The sequence below is a fragment of the Actinosynnema pretiosum genome (assembly GCF_024171695.1).
Lineage (GTDB): Bacteria > Actinomycetota > Actinomycetes > Mycobacteriales > Pseudonocardiaceae > Actinosynnema > Actinosynnema pretiosum.
Map to the genome: position 1 here is coordinate 398,795 of NZ_JAMTCF010000004.1, position 20,175 is coordinate 418,969.

General features: G+C 73.7%; 13 protein-coding genes. 10 read left to right on the forward strand and 3 right to left on the reverse strand.

Annotated elements, in window-relative coordinates:
• Positions 1 to 8 precede the first annotated feature (8 nt).
• Both tesB and LV78_RS10940 read left to right on the forward strand, forming a co-directional pair.
• On the forward strand, positions 9 to 941 hold the full coding sequence (tesB, locus tag LV78_RS10935; protein WP_253844742.1) for an acyl-CoA thioesterase II: 933 nt from the start codon (positions 9 to 11) through the stop codon (positions 939 to 941).
• Positions 938 to 1,459 (forward strand): Uma2 family endonuclease, encoded by a 522-nt coding sequence (locus LV78_RS10940; protein ID WP_253844744.1) that lies wholly within the window; start codon positions 938 to 940, stop codon positions 1,457 to 1,459. Before tesB ends, LV78_RS10940 begins: the two co-directional genes overlap by 4 nt.
• Positions 1,460 to 1,490: 31 nt before the next feature.
• Here LV78_RS10940 and LV78_RS10945 read toward each other — a convergent pair whose 3' ends face one another.
• Entirely contained in the window at positions 1,491 to 2,879 is a 1,389-nt protein-coding gene (locus LV78_RS10945) for an aminotransferase class V-fold PLP-dependent enzyme (RefSeq protein ID WP_253844746.1), read from the reverse strand.
• An 88-nt stretch (positions 2,880 to 2,967) separates the two neighbouring features.
• On the opposite strand from LV78_RS10945, the gene LV78_RS10950 reads away from it, so the two are divergent.
• The 4 genes from LV78_RS10950 (at position 2,968) to gnd (ending at position 10,834) form a co-directional block, all read left to right on the forward strand.
• Positions 2,968 to 4,869, forward strand: a complete 1,902-nt coding sequence (locus LV78_RS10950; RefSeq protein WP_253844748.1) for a sigma-70 family RNA polymerase sigma factor — start codon at positions 2,968 to 2,970, stop codon at positions 4,867 to 4,869.
• A 170-nt stretch (positions 4,870 to 5,039) separates the two neighbouring features.
• Positions 5,040 to 6,518, forward strand: coding sequence for a hypothetical protein (locus tag LV78_RS10955; protein ID WP_253844750.1), 1,479 nt, complete (start codon positions 5,040 to 5,042; stop codon positions 6,516 to 6,518).
• Positions 6,515 to 9,109, forward strand: a complete 2,595-nt coding sequence (locus LV78_RS10960) for a phospholipase D-like domain-containing protein (RefSeq protein WP_253844751.1) — start codon at positions 6,515 to 6,517, stop codon at positions 9,107 to 9,109. Before LV78_RS10955 ends, LV78_RS10960 begins: the two co-directional genes overlap by 4 nt.
• A 285-nt stretch (positions 9,110 to 9,394) precedes the next feature.
• Positions 9,395 to 10,834 (forward strand): NADP-dependent phosphogluconate dehydrogenase, encoded by a 1,440-nt coding sequence (gene gnd, locus LV78_RS10965; RefSeq protein WP_253844753.1) that lies wholly within the window; start codon positions 9,395 to 9,397, stop codon positions 10,832 to 10,834.
• A 57-nt stretch (positions 10,835 to 10,891) separates the two neighbouring features.
• On the opposite strand, the gene LV78_RS10970 is transcribed toward gnd, so the two are convergent.
• Together LV78_RS10970 and LV78_RS10975 are read right to left on the reverse strand one after the other, a co-directional pair.
• Positions 10,892 to 13,111 carry a SulP family inorganic anion transporter gene (locus tag LV78_RS10970; protein WP_253844754.1) on the reverse strand — a complete coding sequence of 740 codons (2,220 nt, stop codon included), beginning with the start codon at positions 13,109 to 13,111 and terminating at the stop codon, positions 10,892 to 10,894.
• 393 nt (positions 13,112 to 13,504) lie between these two features.
• Positions 13,505 to 13,978 (reverse strand): hypothetical protein, encoded by a 474-nt coding sequence (locus tag LV78_RS10975; RefSeq protein WP_253844756.1) that lies wholly within the window; start codon positions 13,976 to 13,978, stop codon positions 13,505 to 13,507.
• Positions 13,979 to 14,152: 174 nt separating this feature from the next.
• Here LV78_RS10975 and LV78_RS10980 point away from each other — a divergent pair, with 174 nt between their 5' ends.
• The 4 genes from LV78_RS10980 (at position 14,153) to LV78_RS10995 (ending at position 19,633) form a co-directional block, all read left to right on the forward strand.
• A complete protein-coding gene (locus LV78_RS10980) occupies positions 14,153 to 15,001 on the forward strand; it encodes a helix-turn-helix domain-containing protein (RefSeq protein ID WP_253844758.1) in 849 nt (282 codons plus the stop codon).
• Between the two features lie 18 nt (positions 15,002 to 15,019).
• Complete coding sequence (locus LV78_RS10985; RefSeq protein ID WP_253844760.1) at positions 15,020 to 15,211, forward strand: DUF397 domain-containing protein; 192 nt, start codon at positions 15,020 to 15,022, stop codon at positions 15,209 to 15,211.
• Positions 15,212 to 15,559: 348 nt separating this feature from the next.
• Positions 15,560 to 16,225 carry a DedA family protein gene (locus LV78_RS10990; protein WP_253844761.1) on the forward strand — a complete coding sequence of 222 codons (666 nt, stop codon included), beginning with the start codon at positions 15,560 to 15,562 and terminating at the stop codon, positions 16,223 to 16,225.
• 510 nt (positions 16,226 to 16,735) lie between these two features.
• Positions 16,736 to 19,633 (forward strand): AfsR/SARP family transcriptional regulator, encoded by a 2,898-nt coding sequence (locus tag LV78_RS10995; RefSeq protein WP_253844763.1) that lies wholly within the window; start codon positions 16,736 to 16,738, stop codon positions 19,631 to 19,633.
• Positions 19,634 to 20,175: the final 542 nt, after the last annotated feature.

Sequence of the window (20,175 nt, forward strand, 5' to 3'; positions counted from 1 at the left end):
GAGATGACGTGACCGAGGCTGCCCGTGCCGCCGCTGCCGCCGGCTTCCCCACCGAGGGGCCGCTGGACACCGACGGCGTGCCGCACGGGCAGCCCGTGCTCGACCGCCTCGTGGCGCTGCTCGACCTGGAGCGCATCGAGGAGAACATCTTCCGCGGGGTGTCCCCGGCGGAGTCGCCCGTGCGGGTGTTCGGCGGGCAGGTGGCCGGGCAGGCGCTGGTGGCCGCCGGGCGCACCGTCCCGCCGGAGCGCCGGGTGCACTCGCTGCACTCGTACTTCATCCGCCCCGGTGATCCGCGCATCCCGATCGTGTACGAAGTGGACCGCATCCGCGACGGCCGCTCGTTCACCACCCGCCGGGTGGTGGCGGTGCAGCGCGGCAAGGCCATCTTCTCCCTGTCGGCGTCCTTCCAGAGCGAAGAGCCCGGCATGGACCACCAGGAGCCGATGCCGGACGTCCCCGCGCCGGACACCCTGCCCGACTACGCCACCGCCGCCGAGGGCTACCTCGACAAGGCGGGCGCGATGGCGCGACTGCCGCGCCCGATCGACCTGCGGTACGTGACCACCCCGCCGTGGAAGGCCCGCGACACCGGCCCCGCCGAGGCGCGCAGCCAGGTGTGGATGCGGGCGGACGGCAAGCTCCCCGACGACGACCTGCTGCACGTGTGCGTGCTGGCGTACGCGTCGGACATGACGCTGCTGGACTCGATCCTGGTCAGGCACGGGGTGTACTGGGGCACGGACAACGTGCTGGGCGCGAGCCTCGACCACGCGATGTGGTTCCACCGGCGCTTCCGGGCCGACGAGTGGTTCCTGTACGACTGCGCCTCGCCCTCGGCGTCGGGCGCGCGTGGGCTGGCGACGGGGCGGTTCTTCAGCGCGGACGGGGAGCTGGTGGCGACGGTGGTGCAGGAGGGGCTGCTGCGGGTCATCAAGTGACCGGTGCGCTGGCGCGGTGGGACGCGCTGCCCGAGCACGTCTGCCGCGCGCACGAGCTCGTGGCGGGCGAGCTGGTCCCGGTCCCGCCGCCGGCGCCCCGGCACCAGGTGGCCTGCGCCCGGTTGGCGACCATCCTCGACGTCGCGCCCGGCCGCACGGCGGTCCTGCGGACCGACGTGGTGGTCGGACCCGCGACCGTGCGCGCGCCCGACGTGGTCGTCGTGCCGAGCGCCCGCCTTGACGAGGAGCCGGTGCGGTTCGACGCCGAGGACGTGCTGCTCGCGGTCGAGGTCGTGTCGCCGGGGACCGGGCGGACGGACCGGGTCACCAAGCTCGCCGAGTACCGCGACGCGGGCATCCCGGACTACTGGATCATCGAGCTGGACGACCCGGTGAGCCTGACCGCGTTCACCCTCGTCGACGGCGAGTACCGGCGGGTGGCCTCGGGCAGCGGCGAGGTGGAGCTGGCGAGCCCGTTCCCGCTGGTGGTCGACCTGGCGGAGCTGCTGCGGCGGTGACGGGGGGCGGGAGCCCGGCCACCACGCCGCGTCACACCGCCGCGCGCAGCGCCTCCCACAGCGCCCGCACGTGCCGCTCCTCCGTCCCCACCGCCCCGATCGCCACCCTGGCCACGTACCGCCCGCCCACCACCGCGTGCGTCAGGTAGGCCTCCCCGCCCGCGTTCACCGCCTCCACCGCCCGCCTGGTCGCCGCCTCGTCCCCGCGCACCGCGATGACCAGCAGCGACAGCGTCCTGGGCGTCACCACCTCCCACCTCGGGTCCGCCGCGACCCACCCCTCCAACCGCCGCGCCAGCTCCACGTGCCCGCGCAGGTGCGCCCGCACCCCGGACAGCCCGTGGGTCCGCAGCACCGCCCACAGCTTCAGCGCCCGGAACCGCCTACCGAGCGGGATCTGCCAGTCGCGGTAGTCCACGACCGCGCCCGACTCGGTGGCCGGGTTGCGCAGGTACTCGGGCAGGATCGTCAGCGCGTCCACCAGCTCGTCCGGCCGCGACGTCCAGAACAGGGACGCGTCGAACGCCGTCAGCAGCCACTTGTGCGCGTTCGCGCAGTACGAGTCGGCCAGCTCGAGGCCGTCCAGCAGCCCCCGGTGCTCCGGGCACAGCGCCGCCGCGCCCGCCCACGCCGCGTCCACGTGCAGCCACACCCCGGACCGCGCGCACACCTCGCCGATCGCGCGCACCGGGTCGACCGCGCCGGTCCCGGTGGTGCCCACGGTCGCGCACACCAGCACCGGCCGCCTGCCCGCCGCCACGTCCGCCGCGATCACCGCCTCCAGCGCCTCCGGCGACATCGCCAGGTCGTCACCGGTGGGCACCGCGCGCACCGCCTCCTCGCCCAGCCCGGCGATCCGGGCGGCCTTGGCCAGCGACGAGTGCGTCTGCGACGACACGTAGACCGTCTCCGACCCGTCCACCCCGGACGCCCGCCACCGCCCGCCCGACGCCCGCTGCAACGCCGCCACCAGCGCGACCAGCGCGGCCGACGACGCGGTGTCCTGGATGACCCCGCCGCCGAGGAACGACCTGGGCAGGCCCATCGCCGCCACGAGCTGGTCCATCAGCACCTGCTCCAGCTCGGTGCACGCGGGCGAGGTGGCCCACAGCATCCCCTGCACGCCGAGCCCGGTGGAGACCAGGTCGCCGAGCACCGACGGCAGCGACGCGTTCGCCGGGAAGTACGCGAAGAACGACGGGTGCTGCCAGTGCGTCGTCGCGGGCACCACCACCCGGTCCACGTCGGCGAGCACCGCGTCGAACGGCTCCGGCTCCTCGGGCAGCTCCTCGGGCAGCCGCTCGCGCACCCATCCGGGCTCCACCTGGGCCAGCACCGGCAGCGACTCCAGGCGGGATCGGTAGTCGGCGATCCAGTCGATCACCTCGTGGCCCACCCGGCGGAACTCCTCTGCGTCCATGGCGGCCAAACCTAGGGGGAGGTTCTGGTTATCGTGGCCCCGGCCCGCCGTCTCCTGAGCGGAACCGACCACTGCCAGGAGGATTGGGATGCGGACACCGCACGAGCCCGGCGCGGCGACGGTCGTCGCGGCGCAGCGCGGCGAGGACGGCGCCCTCGACGAGCTGGTCGCGGCCTACCTGCCGCTGGTGTACAACGTCGTCGGGCACGCGCTGGGCGGCCACCCGGACACCGACGACGTCGTCCAGGAGACCATGCTGCGCGCCGTCGACTCGCTCGGCGAGCTGCGCGACCCGGCCGCGTTCCGGTCGTGGCTGCTGGTCATCGCCATGAACCAGGTCCGCGAGCGGCACCGGCGGCGGTTGCCGCTGCCCGTGGACGAGCGGTCGCTGGCCGACCGGGCCGACCCCGGCGCGGACTTCGTCGACCTCGCCCTCACCAAGCTCCACCTGACCGGGCAGCGGCGGGAGGTGGTGGCCGCGACCCGCTGGCTCGGCGAGGAGGAGCGGGAGCTGCTGTCGCTGTGGTGGATGGAGGCGGTCGGCCGGATCACCCGCGCCGAGCTGGTCGAGGCGGTCGGGATCAGCGCGCAGCACGCGGCGGTGCGGGTGCAGCGGATGAAGGCGCAGCTGGACGCGTCGCGGGTGGTCGTGCGGGTGCTCGCGGCCACGCCCCGGTGCGGGGAGCTGGCGCACGTGGTGGGGGACTGGGACGGGCAGCCCGGCGCGCTGTGGCGCAAGCGGGTCATGCGGCACGCGCGTGAGTGCGACCGGTGCGCCGCGGCGTTCGACGACCTGGCGGCGGTGGACGGCCTGGTGGCGCGGTTGCCGCTGGTGCCGGTGCCGTTCGCGCTGGACCCGGCGTCGTGGGGCGCGGCCGGGGGCGTGGGCGAGGCGCTGGCCGGGCAGGGCGCGGGGCACGGTTCCGGGCACGCGGGCACGGCCAAGTCCCTCAAGGCGGTGAGCAGCGCGAAGAAGGGCTTCTGGGCGCAGGTCGCCGCCAAGCCCCTGGTGGTCGCGACGGCGGTGGCGGCGGTCGCGACGGCCGCCGTGGTGGCCCCGATGGCGCTGCCCGCCGACGAGCCGCCCCCGCTCGCCGCCGAGCTGACCCTCCCCCCGGCGTTCACCACCGAACCGCTGCCCGCGTCCTCGGCCGCCCCCACCACGACCACCGCGCCCAGCTCCGGCAGCAGTCCCGCCCCGACCACCACGACGACCCAGCCGCAGCCCGCCGTCGCCGCGCCAAGGCCGCCCGCGGCGCCGTCGGCGAAGAAGGGCGTCAGCACCTGGAACTTCGACGGCGTCGGCAAGGCGCTCGGCGACGTCGGCGCGGGCTGGGTCTACAACTGGGCGCCCACCAGGGAGGACCTGACCATCCCGCAGGGCGTCGAGTTCGTGCCGATGATCTGGGGCGCGAAGACGGTGACCCCGGCGAACCTGGCCGCCGTGAAGGGCCAGGGGAGCACGCTGCTCGGCTTCAACGAGCCGGACCTTGGCGAGCAGTCGAACATGAGCGTCGAGCAGGCCCTCGACCTGTGGCCGCAGCTCCAGGCCACCGGGATGCGCCTGGGCAGCCCGGCCGTGGCCCACAGCGGCGACAAGGCGGGCGGCTGGCTCGACCGGTTCATGGCGGGCGCGAAGCAGCGCGGCCTGCGCGTCGACTTCATCACCCTGCACTGGTACGGCTCGGACTTCAGCGCCGCCGCCGTCGGCCACCTGAAGAACTACCTGGACGCGGTGCACGCGCGGTACGGGCTGCCCGTCTGGGTGACCGAGTACTCGCTGATCGACTGGTCGGGCGGCGCGGCGCGGTATCCGGGCGCGAGCGAGCTGGCGGCGTTCGCGAGCGGGTCGGCGCGGATGATGGAGGGCCTGCCGTGGGTGGAGCGCTACGCCTGGTTCGCGCTCCCCGCCGACAAGCCGGGGACCGGTCTGTACGCGCCGGGCGGCGCCCCCAACGCGGCCGGTGAGGCCTACCGGTCGGTGGGGTAGACGGGCGTGGGGTGGGCGTCGAACCGGGCGCCCGCCTCCACGCGACCCGCCTGACGGACGAGCCTCCGGAGACCCGACCCCGCTGATAACGAAGATCGCTTTTGCGGCGATGGCAACCACGTGCGCACCGTCAAGATCGACTCGTTGGGCGTCGGATGATTCCCGCCGAGGTGACCGGTCCCCTGTGGGGCGATCCGGGGCTCGACCGCCGAGGGGGCCGCTACCCGCTCTTCGTCGAGGCGCCGGTGCTCGCCGTGGTGGACACGCTCGTGCCCGGTGTGTCCACGCTGACCCGGTTGGTCCGCTACTACTCGCTCTACTGGGCCTTGGCCGATCACTCCGAAGAGCACGACCTCACCCCCGAGGAGTGCCGAACCCTGCTGCGCCGCTCGGAGGTCGCGCTCGCGCTCGTCTCGGCGGGCCACGACCGGCAGCTGTTCGCGCACGGGGTGGACCGGATCAAGTCCGCGCGCGGCAAGGGCAGGACCACCAACCTCGCCGAACTCGGTCCGCGCTCCTACTCGCCGCGCCCCTGGGGCTTCTGGTCCCAGTACAACGGCGCCAGCGCCTCACTGGGGATCGCGGAGACCGCTGAGGGCACGATCCGCCCCGGTCGGCACCGCTGCCCAGACCCGGTGCGCCGGATGTTCCGGCCCGTGTTCGACCTCGTGCTGAGCGCCGATCCGGGCGCCGGGGTCGACGGGCTCGCCGCACTGGCCATCGAGTCGCAGGGGACTCCCGACCTCCCGCCGCTGGTCGACCTCTTCACCGCGACGCGCCACGGGCGTCACCGGCCGGAGGACTGGAGCGGCGACGACCGCACCAGGCGCGCGACGCTGCGCCTGCTCGCGCGGGCCGTGCAGCGCGATCCGGCCTGGTCGCCGGGAGTCGCGTTCCGCTCCTACCTGTCCTACGGGGACGCGCTCGACACCGACCCGGTCCTGGCAGGCGAGGAGCGCGCCGAGGCGTGGCGCGGAGTGCTGCTCCGGCACCGCTCGGTCGGCGCCTGGCGGCGGCTGTGGGCCTCGCTCGTGGAGCAGGTCATCGACGCGGGCGGCACGGCCACCCGCGAGGACCTCCACGAGTGGATCAGCTCCGAGGTCTCGGCGACCACGGTGCGCGGCTTCGCCGGAACCCTCCCCACCTCGATCGCCGCCTCCGGCCACCCGCTGCCCGCCGAGGAGGAGGTCCTCGGGTGGTGGAAGCGGACCGATGCGGACCTGGCGATGCTGCTGCTGGGCGCGCGCCGCCTCGACCACCTGCGGGGCCGCGCCCTCGACGCGTTCCTCGGCCGCAGGCGCGGCTCGTCGGGACGGGGCCAGTTCCTCGACCCCACCTGGGTCGCGCACCGGGAGGCCGAGCACGCCGACCGGCCGCTGGCGGAGTTCGCCCGCGCGCTCGTGGACGACATGCTCGCCCAGTCCCGCCGGGTCGCGCTCCGCAAGCTGAAGATCGGCCAGGACGGGCGGATGACCCTGTTCAGCAGGCTGCACGAGCGCGATGGCCGGTACTTCGCCGACCAGCGGGAAGGGGCGGGCGACGTCGGCATCCGCATCGATCAGCTCTCGGCCATGGCCGCGCAGCTGGGGCTGTTCGCCGGGACCGGGGTCACCGAGCTCGGCGCCCAGGTGCTGGAGCTGCCCCGATGAGCGAGGCGCGGCACGGGTTCCACTCGCCGATCACCCTGCTGCACGAGTGGCGCGACCGCGCGGACGGCGCCCGCCTGCGGGAGGTGCTGGTCCTGGGCTACACGCACGACCTCGTCTTCCTCGAACGCCACTTCGTGCCCACCGCACGCGCCCTGGGGGCCCGCGTCACCGTCGTCGGTGACGCCGGGCAGTCGCTGCACGACCCGGTCGACGTCCGCCACGCGGGACGGTCCTACCAGCACGGGCACGCGGCGTGCGGTGGTGCGTTCCACCCCAAGCTCGTCGTGCTCGTCGGCGACGAGGACGTCGTGGCCGCTGTCGGGTCCGGCAACCCCACCATGTCCGGCTGGGGCCACAACATGGAGCTGTGGCTGGTCCTGAGCACCTCCACGCGCCGGGGCCCCGCCGCCCAGCGGGATCTCGCCGACTGGCTGGTCGAGCTGCCGGACGTGGTCCGGATGCCCACCTGGATCGCGGACGCGGTGCGCGTCGTCGGTGGGCACGTGCGACCCGACGAGGTCGACGGATCACTGCCCGAGCTGCGGATCTTCGGCAACCTCCGGCGCTCCGTCCTCTCCCAGCTGCCCGGAACCCGCGTCGACGCCCTGCGCGTCAGCTCACCGTTCTACGACCCGCGCGGCGCGGCGTTGCGCGCCCTGGTGGACCGGGTGCGCCCTGCCCGAATCGACATCGCCCTGCAACCCCGGCTGTCCAGGTACGACGCCGGGGCCCTCGTGCGCGCCACCACGACCGCGTCGGCGGTTCGCTACCGGGTGCTCGACGAGGAGCGCACCTACCACGGCAAACTGGTGGAGTGGTCCGAGGGCGAGGTGACCACGGCGCTGGTCGGCAGCGCGAACTGCACCGCCGCCGCGCTCCTCGGCGCCACCGCCGAGGGCGGCAACTGCGAGCTGGTCGCCGTGCTGCCCGTGCCGACCAGCCTCCTGCCCACCGGGTGGTCCACGACCACGAGGCCCCCGGCAGCCGCCCACCCGGCCACCGAGCGCGGCAAGCCGCCGGTCGTGCTGGTCCTGCTGGGCGCCCGCAGGCAGGAGGACCACGTGGTCGTCGAGCTGGTCACCACCGCAGGCGAGCGGGTCGCCATCGAGTCCTCACCGGACGGGACGCCGGGTACCTGGCTCGCCTTCCACACCTGGCTGCCGACCGGGGAGGTCCCCGCCGCGCTGCGCTTCCCCGCGCCCGAGCAGCTCGGCGGCGTCGTGCGCGCCCGAGTCGAGGTCGACGGCGAGCAGGTCTTCTCCTCGGAGGTGTACCTGACCGACCCGGTGAGGTGCCTTCCCCGCTCGGACGAACCCGATCGTCCACGCCTGGTCCGCGACTACGACCTCGGCACGACCATCACCGACCCGGTGCTGGCCGCGCGCTTCAACGCCGACCTGGTGCGCCTGCTCGGCCAGGTCGCCCAGTCGCGGACCACGGGCGCGCCCGCCCTGAGGACCCGATCGCACGAGGTGCAGGAGCTCTCGCCCGAGGACCGCTGGGGCACCTGGTTGCACCACGTGCAGGGAGTCCTCGGGGACTCGCTCACCGGACTGGTGTTCCCGGCCGCGCTGCGCCTGCCCGGCGGTGGGGCCCAGCTCTGGGCGGTCGGCGTCGACCCGGACGACGGTCAGCCCGACGAGGAGGACGGGGACGAGGGCCAGTTCCAGGAGGCCGGGCAGCGCGGCATCCCGCAGAGCGAGCACCACAGGTTCCGGAGATGGGCCGCGAGGTGGGTCAGGGCGGTGACCGGGCCCGCCCGGCCGCCGCTGGAGCTGCGGATGACCGTCACCTTGATCTACCTGGACCTGCTGGCCGCGGGGGTCTGGGGCGTCGACGACGACTGGCGCGCGGATGTGCGCGACCTCGTGCGGGCGCTGGACCCCACCGACGAGGAGACCGCGGACCTGCCGGGACGGGCCGTCTCCTACCAGTGCTCGTTGACCGCCGTCTGCCTCGCCCTGCTCTTCCAGGACGCGACTCCCCACGGGGGCGCCGCGCACGACGTCATCGCGAAAGCCGCATGGGAAGCGGGGCGGGGGTCGGCGGCCTTCGCCGATCGCGGGCTGGCGACCGAGTACCTGCACCGCCCGGTGCAGCCGCACGCGCGGGTGGCCTCGGAGTCCGAGGTCGACGCGGTGATCAGCCGCGCCGAGTCGGTCGAGGACGACCCGAGCGCCGAGGTCGTCGCCGCTTGCGAGCGGATCGGGCTCGACGTCGGGCTCCGGGAGGGGGTCTGGGTGGTCGAGGGCGGTTTCCGCAAACCCCGCCGCGCCGCCGCCCAGGTGTCCACCAGGGCGGGGGAGCGGTCCGCTGTGCTGGTCCGCGACGTCGACAAGGCGGTGCTGCTCCTGCGCGAGGGGCGGGTGCTCGTCCTGCTGGAGTCGACCATCCCGCAGTGGCGCGTCTACCGGCTCAGCCCCCTGAGCACCCCGGAGTCCCTGCTGAGCGGCACCGAGCAGCCACCACCCCCTGCTGAGCGGCACGTGGTGGGGACACCGCCGCCGCTGGTGGGTGAACTCGCCGAACGGCTGGGGGTGAACCCGGCGCTCCTCGTCGCCGCGATCGAGGCCTACCGGTCGGTGGGGTAGGGACTCGGCGGGGCGGGGATTCGGTGGCAGGGACCCGGTGGTGGCGGGCGCCCGTCCCCACCGGGTCCGACGCCGACGCAGACCGGACCCGGAGGTCCACTCCCCGGAATCCGGTCCGCACCCCTCGGGTTCCCCGCCCCGCCCCCGCGCGATTCCCCCGACCGGCGCAAACCCGCTCACCGTCCCGTGTTTCACGAACCCGCCCGGTAATTCCCGCCCGAGACCGTCCGAAGTGTGGGTAGTCACATATGTGCGCGCGGACCCGAATGCGGGCAGGGTGGACAGATGACCACCTCCCAGGCACCGGCGAGGATCGCCGTCACGGGGCTCGCCGTCATGGGCAGCAACCTGGCGCGCAACCTCGCCCGGCACGGCTTCCGCGTCGCCGTGCACAACCGCACCAACGCCCGCACGAAGGCCCTGATCTCCGAGCACGGGCACGAGGGCGAGTTCGTCCCCGCCGAGACCCTGGAAGAGCTGGTCGGCAGCCTCCAGAAGCCCCGGCAGATCATCATCATGGTGAAGGCGGGCGTCCCCACCGACGCGGTCATCGACGAGCTGGCGCCCCTGCTGGAGCCCGGTGACATGGTCATCGACGGCGGCAACGCGCACTACGCCGACACCCGGCGCCGCGAGGCCGCGCTGCGCGAGGCGGGCCTGCACTTCGTCGGCGCGGGCATCTCCGGTGGCGAGGAGGGCGCGCTCAACGGGCCCAGCATCATGCCCGGCGGGTCCAAGGAGTCCTACGAGCACGTCGGCCCGGTCCTGGAGGCCATCTCCGCCAAGGTGAACGGCGAGGCGTGCTGCGTGCACGTCGGGCCGGACGGCGCGGGCCACTTCGTCAAGATGGTGCACAACGGCATCGAGTACGCCGACATGCAGCTCATCGCCGAGGCGTTCGACCTGCTGCACCGCGCGGGCGGCCTGACCCCCGCCGAGGTGGCCGAGGTCTTCAAGGGCTGGAACACCGGCGACCTGGAGTCCTACCTGGTCGAGATCACCGCCGAGGTGCTCGCCCACGTCGACGCCGACACCGGCTCCGCGCTGGTCGACGTCATCGCCGACGAGGCCGAGCAGAAGGGCACCGGCCGCTGGACCGTCCAGGAGGCCCTCGAACTGGGCGTCCCGGTCACCGGCATCGCCGAGGCCGTCTTCGCCCGCTCGCTGTCCGGCCGCGCGTCCCAGCGCAAGGCCGCCCGCGCCGCGCTCGGCGCCAACGAGGTCGCGACCGCCAAGGACGACTCGCTGGTCGAGGACGTCCGCCAGGCGCTCTACGCCTCCAAGGTCGTCGCGTACGCGCAGGGCTTCGACCAGATGCGCGCCGCCAGCGCCGAGTACGGCTGGGACCTCGACCTCGGCTCCACGGCCACCATCTGGCGCGGCGGCTGCATCATCCGGGCCCGCTTCCTGGACCGCATCAAGGAGGCCTACGACCGCGATCCCGAGCTGGAGACCCTGCTCGCCGACGACTACTTCCGCGACGCCGTGCGCACCGCCGAGGACGCCTGGCGGCGGGTCGCGGTGAAGGCCGTCCAGTCCGGGGTGCCCGCGCCCGGCTTCGTGTCCGCGCTGTCCTACTACGACGCGCTGCGCTCCGAGCGCCTGCCCGCCTCCCTCATCCAGGGCCTGCGGGACTTCTTCGGCGCCCACACCTACCGCAGGACCGACCGCGAGGGCTCGTTCCACACCCTCTGGTCCGGCGACCGCTCCCAGGTCGACGCCTGAGACCGCGCGGCGCGGGACCCCTCCCGGTGAACCGGCGAGGGGTCCCGCACCGCCGGGTCAGGTGGTGACCGGCGCCAGCGCGCCCCGCTCCGGGTCGACCAGGTACACCCTGGCCGAGGAGATGTCGAAGTACATGCCCACCAGCCGCAGCGCCCCGCAGCCCACCGCCTCGCGCACGCACTCGTAGGCCATCAGGTTGTCGAGCTGCTGCGCCACGTTCGCCACGGCCAGCCGCTCCACCACCGACTCGCCGGACGCGGGCCCGCCCCGCTCGTGGAACCGGATCAGGCTCGCGTCCGCCGCCCGCAGCCACGACCGCAGCCGGGACCCCGGCGGAGCCGTGCCGTCCAGCAGCGCCTTCATCGCCCCGCAGTCCGAGTGCCCGCACACCACCACGGTCCGCACCGCCAGCACCCGCACCGCGTACTCCACGGCGGCGGCCACCGAGTCGTCGCCGTCGACCGGCACCAGGTTGCCGATGTTGCGCACGCAGAACAGGTCGCCCGGCCCCGACGTGGTGATCATGTTGGGCACCACCCGCGAGTCCGCGCAGGTGATGAACAGCTGCCCCGGCCGCTGCCCGCGCTCGGCCAGCTCGGCCAGGAACGGCCGCACCAGCGGGGCGGCGAACCGCTCGAACTCGTGCATCCCCAGGATCATCGGGTCGACCTCGTCCCGCTGCCGGGGCACCACCACCTCGCCGACCGCGTCCCGCCGCTGCTGCCAGTACGACCACGGCGCGAACCAGCGCGCCGACGGGGCCACCGGCGCCTTGCGCAGCGCGGGCATCCCCTTCGTCGCCTTCGAGAACCACGTGTCGTGCACTTCCAGCACCTCGACCGAGCCGCCGAGCCGCTCGTAGCCCGCCCGCCAGTCCTCGATCGCCTCGAACGCGCCGTGGTCGAGGAAGTCGATGTGCAGCTCCAGCACCACGTGCCTGCGCAGCGGCACGGCGCGCAGCTCGCGCACCATCCGCCCCGCGCCCAGGAACACCAGCGAACCCCGGATGACGACCCGGCACCCCTCGCCGCCTGCCTCGTCCACCCGCACCGAGCAGTGCGCGAGCCGGTACACCGACCGCAGCACCGCCGCGGCCACCCCGAGCAGCACGCCCTGCACCAGCCCGAGCGCCACCACGCCCACCACGGTCACGGCGTACGCGGTGAACTCGCCGTGCCGCCACAGCACCCGCATCCGCTCCGGGCTGACCAGCCGCAGCCCCACCACCAGCAGCACGCCCGACAGCGCCGCCAGCGGCACCAGCTCCAGCACCGACCCGAGGGCCAGCGCGAACACCCCGATCCACACCCCGTGCAGCACCGCCGACATGCGGGTGACCGCCCCGGCCGCCACGTTCGTGGAGCCGCGCGCGATGCCGCCGCTCACCGGCAGCCCGCCGACCGCGCCCGCCACGGTGTTCGCCACGCCCTGCGCGACCAGCTCGCGGTCCAGGTCGGCGCGCGGGCCGTCGTGCAGCTTGTCCACGGCCACCGCCGACAGCAGCGTCTCCACGCTGGCCACCACCGCGACCGTCACCACCGCGAACGCGATCCCGGTGATCGAGCCCGACGGCATCACCGGCGCGACCAGGCCCTCGATGCCGGGCAGCTCCACCCGCGCCACGTCGAGGCCCGCGCCGACCCCGGTCGCGGCGGCCACCGCGACCAGCGGGGCGGGGGCGAACGAGGCGCGCGGCACCAGCGGCCACAGCAGCATCACGGCCACCGCGACCGCGCCGACCGCGAGCGACTCCAGGTCGACCGGCGCGAACACCATCAGCACGTTCTCCTCGGCGGTGGCGCCCGCCTCGCCGCCGAGCACCACCACCAGCTGGCTGAGCGCGATGGTCACGCCGATGCCCGCGAGCAGGCCGTGCACGACGGCGGGGGACAGCGACAGCGCCACGCGCGCCACGCCGGTGAGGCCGCAGGCCAGCTGGAACAGGCCCGCTCCCACGGTGATCATGGCCGTGGCCGCCCAGCCGTACTCGGCGATCAGGCTCGTGGTGATCAGCACCATGCCCGCCGCCGGGCCGCTGACCTGCATCGGGGCCCCGCCGAGCGCGCCCGCGACGATCCCGCCGACGGCGGCGGACACCAGGCCCGCCATCAGCGGCGCGCCGCTGGCCGCGGCGAAGCCGAGGGAGAGCGGGATGGCCACCAGGAACACCACGAGCGAGGCGGGCACGTCGTGGCGCAGCGCGGTCAGCAGGCCGGGCTTGCTCGGGGGGCCCGCGGTGGTGTGCTCACCTGCGTGCGACTTCCGGGCTCGGTTCATCGAAATCCTCACTGGCGTCGAGGGGTGCAGTCCGACGAACGCGGGAGACGGGCCCGATGGGTGGCGGCGGTGGCACATCCGTGTCGGCACGGGGGGACGTGTCGGCACTGCGGTTCACCGTCCATGATGACGACGGCACCGGTGCGCTGACCAGGCGTGACACCCGTAAGTGTTGATCATTCAACGGAACGTGACCGTGTGTGGTCGTCCGAATTGCCCGAAAGGGGCGGACGCTCGAAAGCCGTGGCGGAACCGGACCCCGGTCGGGGGTGCGGGGCCGGTTCCGCCACGGCCTGTGGTGTCGGGTGCTCCTGGAGGGCGCGACTTCGAGGGGGAGGTCGCCACCCGACGTCGAACGGGCGGTCGGGCCCGCTCGCGCGTGGGGGAGGGGCGCTAGTGGCCCGCGTCCCGGAAGGTGTCGCGGTGGGTGTCGCTGTGGGTGTCGCCGTGCGGGGCGCGCTGGGGGTCGCGGTGAGGGTCGCTGCGGGGGGCGCGCCAGGTGTCGCGGAAGGAGTCGCCGAGGGCGTCCTCGAAGCCGTCGAGGTCGTCCAGCGCGTCGCGCGGCCCGACGACCGGCCGGGGACCGGCCACGGCCAGGCACAGCTGCGCGCCGATGTAGGCCCGGCAGGGCGCCGTGCTGCGCCTGCCCCACAGCCCGCTCCACCGCCTGCGGCAGGTGCCGCAGCGCCCGCGCTCGTCCGGCTGGTGCTCGTCGAGCAGGGACTTCAGCGCGGCCACCACGCGGGGCAGCTCCGAGCGGGCCAGCTCCACCGCGGTCTCGCCGTCGGCCTGGTCCGCCCTGCGCACCAGCGCCGCCAAGTGGTCGTGCAGCGACCTGTCGAGCTGGCCGAAGACCGTCAGAGCCATCCTCGCCGCTCCCTACCGGCAGCCATGCCGCCCTCCCCTTCGGTGTTGCCACAGCAGCCTGGGACCAGCACGTGCCCACCTGCAAGTTGCAGTACACGAATGGATGACGTCTCTTTGCTTGCCGGGTGAACGGCCCGAGACTGTGCTGCACAGCTGCACACAGGAGGTGCGCGGATGTCGCGCGGCGAGAGCCCCACCCTGCGCAAGAGACGCCTCGTCGGCGAGCTGCGCAGGCTCCGCGAGGCCTCGGGGCTCACCATCGAGGACGTGGGCGAGCGGCTGGAGTGCTCCGCGTCCAAGATCAGCCGGATCGAGACCGGGCGGGTCGGCGTCACGCCCCGCGACGTGCGCGACATGCTCACCGCCTACGGCGCGGACCCCCACCTGCTGGACGAGCTGGTCCAGCTCGCCAGGCAGGCGCGGCGCAAGGCCTGGTGGGACGAGTTCGGCGACATCGCGCCCGGCAAGTACGTGGGCTTCGAGGCGGACGCCGAGCGGGTGCGCACCTACCAGGGGCTGATGGTGCCGGGGCTGCTCCAGTGCGAGGCGTACACCAGGGCGCTGATCGCCGACGTCTCGCCCGGCTCGTCGGCCTTCGAGGTCGACCGGCGGGTCGAGCTGCGCAGGGCCAGGCAGGCGCTGCTGGCCGAGGACCCGCCGCTGCGGCTGCACGCGGTCGTGGACGAGGCGGCGCTGCGGCGGCTCGTCGGCGGGACGGCCGTGATGGCGGAGCAGTTGGCGAAGCTCTCCGAAATGGGTGAAAGGGAAAATGTCACCGTTCAGGTGATCCCGTTCACCGCGGGTGCCTATTCCGCGATGGACAGCCCGTTCGTGCTGCTGTCCTTCAGCGATGAGCAGGATCGTGACGTGGTATACCTCGAAACAACGCGGAACGAAGTGTATTTGGAGCAGTCCTCGGATGTGCTGAGGTATTCCGAGATGTTCTCGCGATTGGCGACAGCGGCGCTCGACCCCGGTGAATCCGCGGCACTGGTCGGGCTGGTCGCGCGGGAACTCTCCTGAACCGGGAGTGGCGGGAAGATGTACCAGAACTGGCGCAAGGGCAGTCGCACCACGGCGACCGGCGCGGATTGCGTGGAGGTCGCCCGCGACGGCGCGCTGACCGCCGTGCGGGACACGAAGAACCGCGCGGGCGGGATGCTGGAGTTCGGGCCCCGCGAGTGGGCGCGCTTCGCGGGCGGCGCCAAGGGCGGGGCGCTCGACGGGCGGTGACGTCGGCGCGGTGACAACCCGTCGGCCGGATCCCGTCGGCCAGATCCCGTCGGTCGGATGGCGAATCCGGTCACATGGCGTGTGAAGAGGGTGACCCTCCAGGGGGTCACCCTCACTTTTTTGGGTCAGGATGTCCGGAATCCTGCCGATGTGTGCTACTTACGGCGGAAGCCAGGATCAGACCAGGAGATGATGACAGCGCGGCGGACTGCTGGTGTGCTGGTGACGGGGCGGCTGCGGGCTGCCCTCCCGGCGGGCGCGTGCGCTCGTCAGATCACCGGGTAAATGCTCTGCGTGGTCAGCCGTGTGCCTGGTGTGATGTACCCGTGATCCGTTTGGGGGATTTCGATGGGTTTTGTGACCGACGCGCTCGAAGGGCTCGCCGGACTGCCCCAGCCTGCGGTCCTGGCGGTCACCGGTGCGATGACGCTCGCGGAGTGCACCCTCGGCGTCGGCTTCCTCGCCCCCGGCGAGACCGCCCTGCTGCTGGCGTCCACCACCGCGAACACGGTCCCTCGCTTCCTGATCATGTGGCTGGTGGTGACGGTGTGCGCCGTCGCGGGCGACAGCATCGGCTACTACCTGGGCAGGCGCTTCGGCGACCGGCTGCGGGCCAGCAGGCTCGTGCGCAAGATCGGCCAGGAGCACTGGGACAAGGCGGGCGAGCTGCTGCGCAAGCGCGGCGCGTACGCGGTGTTCATCGCGCGGTTCATGCCGGTCGTGCGCACCCTCGTGCCCGCGTCGGCGGGCGCGGCCAGGCTGGACTACCGCAAGTTCCTGCCCGCCTCGATCGCGGGCGCCGCCGCCTGGTCCGCGCTGCACATCGGCATCGGCTCGGCGGCGGGAGCCTCGGCCAAGTACATCGAGGCCGCCTTCGGCCGGGCCATGTGGGGCGTGATGGCGGTCGGCTGCCTGATCGCGCTGGTCGTGTACCTGCGCAAGCGCAAGGCCGCCGCGCGCGCCGCCGAGGCCGCCCGGCCCGAGGGCGAGCCGGTGCTGGTGGGCGAGTCCTGAGCCGGACCGGTGGCCGCAGGCGCCCGGCGGCCACCGGTCCGCGCCGAGGGGGCCGCGCTCGCGCGGTCGCCCCGAGCGCCCCGCACCCCGCGCCCGGTGTCCTGGTCGACAGGGGAGCGGGCCGGGGCCCGCGGACCAGGCAGGTCCGGCGCGTGCACGACGGAAGAGCCGGTCGACGGGAGGTTCGGGTCCCGTCGACCGGCTCTTCCGCGTTGGGGAGGGCACTGGAGAGGGGCCGTCCCCTACCGGACGACCCCTCTCCCATGCGGGGACGAGGGCAAACCGGCGTTCCGCCGCCGCGGGCTGGATGCCCCTTGCACGCCGGCCTGCCCTCGTCGTTCGGGGAGAGCAGCGGATGTTCCGCTGTCTGGTCCAACCTCCCCCACCGGGATTCGCCCTGTGTGGTCGGCCGGACACGCTTAGCGTAAGAATGCGGCTACAGCACGACTGGAGCCGCACTGGAGCGCTATCGCGCCGCAGGTGGCGGCCCTGGGCGGAGGATCGGTTCGGGTGGAGCACGACGACGGGAACGCCCCCGTGGCGGCGGGCGCCGGTGGCGCGGAGGCGGCCGACCCGGCCCCCCTCCGCTTCGAGGTGCTCGGGCTGCTGCGCGCCGTGCGCGGCTCGCGGGAGGACGCGCGGGAGGTCGACCTCGGGGCGGCCAAGCAGCGGGCCGTGCTCGCCGTGCTCCTGCTCGCCCGCAACGCCCCGGTCAGCCGCGACCAGATCATCGAGGCGGTGTGGGGGGAGAACCCGCCGACCTCCTCGGTCAACCTCGTGCAGACCTACGTGGCCGGGCTGCGGCGCGCCCTCGAACCGCACCGGGCCAGGCGGGCGCCCGCCGAGCTGCTCACCTCGGTCGGCGACGGCTACCTGCTGCGCGTGCCCACCTCCTCGGTCGACCTGGACGCCTTCGAGCTCGCCACCACCTCGGCGGCCCGCAGCAGGGCCCAGGGTGACCTGGAGGGGGCGGCGGCGGAGCTGGAATCGGCGTTGTCGCTGTGGAGGGCCGAACCGCTCGGCGGGGTCACCGGGCTGTTCGCCGAGGTCGAGCGGCAGCGGCTCGGGGAGCGCAGGCTGGCGGCGCTGGAGGAGCGCGCCGAGGTGCTGCTGCTGCTCGGGCGCGGGGCGGAGCTGGTGCCGCAGCTGACCGCGCTGGTCGGGGAGCACCCGCTGCGCGAGCGCGGGCACGGGCTGCTGATGCGGGCGCTGTGCCAGGCGGGGCGGCAGGCGGAGGCGCTGGCGGCGTACCGGGACGCGCGGCGGGGGCTCATCGACGAGCTGGGGGTCGAGCCGGGGCCTGAGCTGCGGAGGGTGCAGCAGGCGATCCTGGCGGGGGACGACCCCGAGCCCGCCGGGAGTCGGCGGGCGGTCGTGGTGGCGGTGCCGGAGGTCCGGCCTGCGGCTGCCGTCCCGGCCCAGCTGCCGCGTGCGCCGGTGGCGCTCGCGGGGCGGGCCGCGGCGCTCGAGCGGATGGACGCCCTGCTGCGGGAGCACCGGGACAGCGGGGTCGTGCTCGTCGTCACGGGGCCCGCCGGGGTGGGGAAGACGGCGCTCGCCCTGCACTGGGCGCACCGGGTTCGGGAGGAGTTCCCGGACGGGCAGCTCTACGTGGACCTGCACGGGTACGACCCGAACCAGGAGCCGCTGGGCGCCGGGGAGGTGCTGAACCGGTTCCTGCGGACGTTGGGGGTGCCCGCCGAGGACGTTCCGGTGGGGGTGGACGAGCGGTCGGCGCTGTTCCGGACCCTGGTCGCGGATCGGCGGATGGTGGTGCTGCTCGACAACGCGCGCGGGTCGACCGAGTTGATGGCCCTGCTCACGGGGGCGCCTTCCTGCGTGCTGGTGACCAGCAGGCGCAGGTTGGTGGGGCTGGTCGCGCACGCCGAGGCGCATCTGGTGGAGCTGGACGTGCTCGACCAGGAATCGGCGCTGGAGTTGTTGGGGCGGCGCGATCCGGGGGAGATGGGGGCGTTGCGCAGGCTGGCCGTGCTGTGCGACGGGTTGCCGCTGGCGTTGCGGATCGCGGCGGCCCGGTTGGCCGCGCCGTCGTTGCGGGCGGCTGAGCTGGTGGCGGAGCTGGACGACGAGCACGGGCGGCTCGCGGCGCTGGGGTTGGAGGACGAGGACTCCACGGTCCGGGCGGCGCTGGACGCCTCGCACCGGGCGCTGCCGCCTCGGCCTGCGCACTTGCTGGCGTTGCTCGGGTTGCACCCTGGGGCGGATGTGACGCCTCATGCGGCTGCGGCGCTCGGGAGGTTGCCGCTGGCGGCGGCGCAGCGGGAGCTGGACGTGCTGACGTCGGCGAACCTGCTGACGGTGAACGAGCCTGGGCGGTACGGGGCGCACGATCTGGTGCGGGTCTACACGCGGGCGTTGGCGGCGGAGCTGCCGGAGGAGCAGCGGAGGGCTGCCACCGGGCGGGTGCTGGATTACTACTTGCACTGCGCGGATCTGGCCGACGCGCTGATGCCGGTGGGGCGGGGGGCGGTGCGGGTCGCGCCCGAGCACGTTCCGGTCGACGTGCCGGTGCTGAGCGGGGTCGTGGACGCCACGGCGTGGTTGGAGGCGGAGCAGGCGAACATCATCGCCGCCGCGGAGCACGCCGGGGAGTCGGGGGAGCGGCGGTGGTTGGCGCACGCTTGGCAGTTGCCCTACACATTGTCGCGGTTCTTCTGGTTGCGGGCTGATCGGCACACGTGGTTGAGCACGACGGAGCGGGCGCTGGGGGCGGCCAGGGAGTTGGGGGACCCCGAGGCGCGGTTCGTGACGCTGTTCAACCTCGGGGTGGCGCTGGCGCAGTTCCACCGGTCGGAGGAGGCGTTGGCGCGGCACCAGGAGGCGTTGGAGGTGGCGCGGGAGTGGGGGGACGTCTCGGCTCAGGCGCGGGCTCTGACGACGGTCGCGGACACGCTCCAGGTTTTGGGGCGGGTCGACGAGTCGGAGGCTTGTTATCGGGAGGCGTTGGAGGTCAGCCGGGCTGCGGGATCGCGGTGGGCTGAGGCGAACGCGCACCACAACCTGGGGTTGTTGTACTCGGTGACGCGGCGGTATCCGGACGCGCTGCCTTGGTTGGACGCGGCTATCCGGATGTACCGGGAGGTGGGGGAGCAGTGCGGGGAGTCCTCGTGCCACACCGATTTGTCGACTGTGCTGTTGGAGTCGGGGGAGCACGCGTCGGCTGCGGCTTCGGCGCGGACGGCGTTGTCGTTGGCCACTGAGGTGGCTAGTGATTATCACCAGGCGCTTGCGCATGACCGGTTGGCTCGGGTTTTCGAGCGGCAGGGGGTTGGTGGGGCGGTGGCGCACTGGCAGCGGGCTTTGGCGTTGTTCACGGAGTTGGGGGCGCCTGAGGCTGATGAGGTTCGGGGGAGGTTGGCCCGGACTCGGGCTGAGCGGGTTGGGTAGGGGGTGGGGGAGGGGGGAGTTTGAGGGGGAGAGGGATTAAGAGCTGAAAGTCAAAAGCTGAAGGGCTCGCCTCGCCGGCGGGGCAGGCCTCCAAAAAAGAGGGGGACGAGCTCTGTCGGCCGGTGACCGTTGGTCTTGTGGTCCCGTTTACCACTGCGGTGGGCGGGGTCCCTCTTCTCCGTTTGGCCTCCTTTCAGGCAAGCACACTCGTCAAGACGCCGTTTGACTCGGGCGGTCTTCCGGGCAGTGCGGCGGCATCTTGACGAGCGTGCTCGGGCTTCGCCAGGCCAAACGGAGAAGAGGGACGCGGGATTGGGGCTGCTTGGGCTCGCTTCGCTCGCCCCGCAGCCCGCTAGTGCGGGGAAGTTGGCGAGTGCGGGGCGTTGGCTGGTGCGGGGGCGTTGGCTCGTGCGGTGAGGTCGCTGTGCGGTTTGGCTTGTGGGTGTGCTGGTGGTGGTGGCATTTGGGGCGCGACCGTTTGGGGCGCGACCGTTTGGTGGGTTTCGGACCCGAGCGGGCAACGGTGCGGCTGCTGGTTGATC